Source organism: Blastococcus sp. CT_GayMR20, from assembly GCF_004570345.1.
The window spans coordinates 1-4,282 of sequence record NZ_SPQM01000247.1 but is presented as its reverse complement, the minus strand read 5'-3'; the positions used below and the strand labels follow the sequence as shown (position 1 = coordinate 4,282).

The window sequence follows — 4,282 nt, the reverse complement described above, 5'->3', positions numbered from 1 at the left end:
TCCGGCCCGACGTCCGCGACAAGGTGGTCCGGAACCTCTCCGAGCGTGCCGCCGAGAACCTCAACGAGGAGATCGAACTGCTCGGCCCGGTGCGCACCCGCACCGTCGAGGAGGCCCAGGCCAAGGTCGTGGGCATCATCCGCACGCTCGAGGAGCAGGGCGTCCTGACGCTGACGCGAGGACAGGACGATGAGTTCGTCGCGTGAGGGGGTCCTGCTCCGCGGCACCGGCGCGGAGCGGGCCACCCCGTACCACGAGCGGTCCGCCGTCCAGCACCCCGAGCAGACCACCGAACGGCGCTCGACGATCCGCCGTGCCGCCGACCTCCCGGTCGTCGGCGGCGGGGCGACGTTCCGGCTCGGCGACGTCTACGCCGAGGAGCTGGCGCGGCTGCGGGAGCACGCCCACGCCGAGGGCTTCGCGGCCGGCCACGCCGAGGGCATGTCGGCCGCCGCCGAGGTGATCGCCGAGACCGAGCGGCAGGCGGCGGAGCGGCTGGCCGACGTCCAGGCCCGGTGGGAGCGGCGGGTCGCCTCGGCGACCGCGGCACTCGGTGCGGCGGTCAGCCGCTTCGACGAGGCGTCCCAGCCGGTCGCCGACGAGATCCGCGAGACGATCCTCGGCACGGTCCTGACGCTCGTGGAGGACCTGGTCGGCCGCGAGCTGGCACTGGCCGAGGACCCGGTGCTCGACGCCGTCCGCCGGGCCCTGGCGCTGGTGCCGTCCGACGCCCCCTGCGTCGTGCGCGTGCACCCGGACGACCTCGCCGAGATCCCGGCCGACGCGCTCGCCGCGCTCCCGGGCAGCGTGCGCGTGGTCGCCGACCTGGACGTCGAGCGGGCCGGCGCAGTCGCCGAGACCGGCTCCCGCCGGATCGACGCCCAGCTCGGTGCCGCCCTGGAGCGGGTCCAGGCGGTCCTCAGCTCGTGAGTCTTCCTGTCAACGTGCTCACCAGGGCCCGTGCCGCGGCGCGGCCGCAGGTGACCGGCGTGGTCACCGGCGCCATGGGCCTCACTCTCACCGTCGACGGCATCAGCGCTGCGGTCGGGGACCTGGTGGAGATCAACCCCGGCGTGCGCCCGCTGCTCGCCGAGGTCGTCGCCGTCGGCCGTGACCGGCTCACCTGCATGCCTCTCGGCACCCTGTCGGGCGTCCACGCCGGCGCGCCGGTGCGCGCCACCGGGATGCCCCTGCAGGTGCCGGTCGGGGAAGCCCTGCTCGGTCGCGTCCTCGACGGCCTCGGCCGGCCGGTGGACGGCGGACCGTCGCTGAGCTCCCGGGTGTCCTACGTGGACCTGGCCAGCGAGACCCCGCACGCCCTCAGCCGGGCCCGCGTCGACCAGCCGCTGACCTTCGGCGTCCGCGCGCTGGACACCCTCGTCCCCTGCGGCAAGGGCCAGCGCCTCGGCATCTTCGCCGGTTCCGGCGTCGGCAAGTCCAGCCTCCTGGCCCAGATCACCCGCGGCACCGATGCCGACGTCCGGGTCATCGGGCTGATCGGCGAGCGTGGCCGCGAGGTCCGCGAGTTCCTCGAGGAGAACCTCGGCGCCGAGGGCATGGCCCGCACGGTCGTCGTCGTCGCCACCTCCGACGAGCCCCCGCTGGTGCGCCTGAAGGCCGCGTTCGTGGCGACCCGCATCGCCGAGGCGTTCCGCGACCAGGGTCGCGACGTCCTGCTGCTCATGGACTCGATCACCCGGACGGCGATGGCCCAGCGCGAGGTCGGCCTGTCCGCGGGCGAGCCACCGGCCACCCGCGGTTACCCGCCGAGCGTCTTCGCGATGATGCCGCAGCTCCTGGAGAAGGCCGGCACGGGCGTGACCGGGTCGATCACCGGGCTCTACACCGTCCTCGTCGAGGGCGACGACCACAACGAGCCGATCGCCGACACCGCTCGGTCGATCCTCGACGGCCACATCGTGCTCACCCGGAAGCTCGCGACGACCGGGCACTTCCCGGCCATCGACGTCCTGGAGTCGATCTCCCGCGTGGCGACCGCGGTCGTCCCGCCGCAGCAGATGGCCGACGCCCGCGAGGTCCGCCGTCTGATGGGTGCCCTGCGCGACGTCCGGGAGCTGATCGAGATCGGCGCCTACCAGACCGGCAGCGACCCGCTGGTCGACCGTGCCCGCCAGCTCGCGCCCGCGATCGAGTCCTTCCTCCAGCAGCCCATGGGTGAGTCCACCCCGCCGGAGGAGTCGTGGGGCTGGCTGCAGCGGATCGTGAGGGGCGCATGAAACGCGCGAAGTTCCGGCTCCAGCCGGTCCTCGAGCTGCGCCGCAGCGAGGAGCGCGCCGCGGCCGCCGCCGCGGCCGAGGCGGCCAACGCCGCCGCCGACGCCGACCGGCGGGCGACGGACTACGAGGCGACCCTCGCTGCCGCCGTCCTCCCCCGGTCGCTGCCGGCCGGCTCGTTCGTCGCGGCCATGACCCTGCTGAGGACGGCGGCCACCGACGCCTCCGACGCCCGGGCGCTGGCCACCGCGTCCGCGGAGCAGTCGGAGCTCGTCCGGGCGCAGTGGACCGCCGCCGCCCAGCGCACCAAGGGCCTCGAGCGCCTGCGCGAGCGTCTCATGGCGGCACTGCAGCACGCCGAGGACGTCGCCGAGGAGCGCGCCGTCGACGACCTGGTGACCGGCCGCGCCGGGCGGGTCCCCACCGCCTCCGGCGCCGACGCGGAGGAGGTCCCGTGGACGGCGTGATGCAGGTGCAGTCCCGGATCAGCGAGATCCAGTCCCGCTTCGTGTACCGGACCCCGGCCGCGTCCGGCGGCTGGGCCAGCGCGGCGGCCGCCGCGGGTCTCGACGGAACCGGCGCGACGTCGGCCTACGCCTCCTCCGGTGCGACGGCGTCGGAGGGCGCCGTCGTCGCGGAGGCGCAGAAGTTCCTCGGCGTCCCCTACCTCTGGGGCGGCACCGACCCGACGAAGGGGCTGGACTGCTCCGGCTTCACGCAGCTGGTGTTCGGCAACCTCGGCATCGACCTGCCCCGCACCTCCTCGCAGCAGGCCACCACCGGGAAACCGGTCGCCTCGCTCGCCGAGGCCCGCCCCGGCGACCTCGTCTTCTTCGACCACTCGTCGTCGCGGGCCGGCATCGACCACGTGGGCATCTACGTCGGCGACGGGAAGATGGTCGCCGCTCCCCAGCCCGGCGAGGCGGTCAAGGTCCAGGACGTCGGCACCCCCGCGGTCATCCGCCGGGTGCTGCCGCAGCAGACGCCGACGCCGATGCCGGCCGCGAGCGGCTCGGCGCTCGGCGGTGTGCCGTACGCGAACCTCTTCACCCAGGCCGCCAACCGCCACGGCGTGGACGCGTCGCTGCTGGCGGCGGTCGCCTCGCAGGAGTCGAGCTTCGACTCGCAGGCGGTCTCGCCGGCCGGCGCCCAGGGCCTCATGCAGTTCATGCCCGCGACGGCCAAGGGCCTGGGCGTGAACCCCCTCGACCCGACGTCGGCCATCAACGGCGCCGCGAAGTACCTCAGCAGCCTGACCAAGCAGTTCGGCTCCACCGAGCTGGCGCTGGCGGCCTACAACGCCGGTCCCGGCACGGTGAGCCGCTACGGCGGGATCCCGCCGTACGCCGAGACCCAGAACTACGTGCGCGCCGTGATGACCAAGGCGGAGGCCTACCGATGAATGCACCCGTGAGCCCGACCGTCCCGTCGGGGCGGACGAAGTTCTCCGCCGGCCCGGACACCGCCGGCTCCGTCGGAGGCGCGCCGTTCGCCTCCGCGCTGGACGATGCCCTCTCCGCCGACCGCCCGCGCGCGGGGTCGTCCGCCTCGGACCGGGGCGTCGAGCGCCGCTGCAGCCCGGAGGAGCGGGCCGACCGTGCCACCGACCGCGCCGCGGACACCACCACCCGGGCAGCCGAACGGACGACGGACCGCGACGCCCGCGCCACCGAACGGGCGGAGAAGGCCGCGGACCGGCAGGCACGCGCCACCGAACGCGCGGACCGCGCCGAGGCGCGCGCGGCGGACCGCGCCGAGGTTCCGCAGACGGCCGAGGAGACGACAGCCCCCCAGGACCCGGCCGACGGTGTCGCTCAGGAGCCGGCGGCCACGGGTCTTCCCGGCGGCCTGTGGGCGCTCCTGATGGGGACGACGCAGCCCCCGGCCGGCGAGACCGCCGGGGACCCGGCCGGACCCATCGGCGCCGTTCCCGCCACTGTTCCCGGACCGGCCACCGCGGAAGCGGACGCGCAGCCGGTGGCGCTCCCCGCCGTGCCGCAGCCGAGGGCCGGCGACGCGCCCCCGGTCCCCGCGTCCGCGCAGAGATC

Annotated in this window: 6 protein-coding genes; all 6 read left to right on the top strand. The window is 75.5% G+C overall.

What is annotated here, in order from left to right; translation table 11 throughout:
• Positions 1–206: FliG C-terminal domain-containing protein (locus tag E4P40_RS26640; RefSeq protein ID WP_280790659.1), on the top strand; the 206-nt coding region annotated here is incomplete at its 5' end.
• Positions 190–930 carry a FliH/SctL family protein gene (locus E4P40_RS26635; protein ID WP_135161318.1) on the top strand — a complete coding sequence of 247 codons (741 nt, stop codon included), beginning with the start codon at positions 190–192 and terminating at the stop codon, positions 928–930. The genes E4P40_RS26640 and E4P40_RS26635, both read left to right, overlap by 17 nt.
• Positions 927–2,237, top strand: coding sequence for a FliI/YscN family ATPase (locus tag E4P40_RS26630; protein ID WP_135161317.1), 1,311 nt, complete (start codon positions 927–929; stop codon positions 2,235–2,237). Before E4P40_RS26635 ends, E4P40_RS26630 begins: the two co-directional genes overlap by 4 nt.
• Positions 2,234–2,701 (top strand): flagellar export protein FliJ, encoded by a 468-nt coding sequence (locus E4P40_RS26625; protein ID WP_135161316.1) that lies wholly within the window; start codon positions 2,234–2,236, stop codon positions 2,699–2,701. Before E4P40_RS26630 ends, E4P40_RS26625 begins: the two co-directional genes overlap by 4 nt.
• Complete coding sequence (locus E4P40_RS26620) at positions 2,689–3,636, top strand: transglycosylase SLT domain-containing protein (RefSeq protein ID WP_135161315.1); 948 nt, start codon at positions 2,689–2,691, stop codon at positions 3,634–3,636. Before E4P40_RS26625 ends, E4P40_RS26620 begins: the two co-directional genes overlap by 13 nt.
• A partial coding sequence (locus tag E4P40_RS26615; protein WP_167762382.1) for a hypothetical protein occupies positions 3,633–4,282 on the top strand: 650 nt, incomplete at its 3' end. The genes E4P40_RS26620 and E4P40_RS26615, both read left to right, overlap by 4 nt.